General features: G+C 40.4%; 1 protein-coding gene. It reads left to right on the top strand.

What is annotated here, in order from left to right:
* On the top strand, positions 1-260 hold a 260-nt coding region (locus tag R2R70_RS21165; RefSeq protein ID WP_410979077.1), incomplete at both ends, for a hypothetical protein.

Raw genomic sequence — 260 nt, 5'->3', positions numbered from 1 at the left:
ATATCGACTTCTTACTGCTTGTAACAGAGCAACCAAATGAAGCGGTATGTGAAAAAATAGGTCAATTTGTCACTATGCTGTGGGATCTTAACTTAGAGATTGGCCACAGCGTTCGTACAATTGATCAAGCAATAGAGCAAAAACGCGAAGACGTCACTTTTGCCACCAGCTTGCTCGAAAGCCGACTAATTTTTGGTAATCATATTGAGTTTGAAAAGCTTAAAAACTTTATACTCGAGACGCCAGTATGGGGCTCTAAC

The sequence above is a fragment of the Cobetia sp. SIMBA_158 genome, assembly GCF_046566945.1.
Taxonomy (GTDB): Bacteria; Pseudomonadota; Gammaproteobacteria; order Pseudomonadales; family Halomonadaceae; genus Cobetia; species Cobetia amphilecti.
This window is presented reverse-complemented; position numbering and strand designations above follow the sequence as displayed.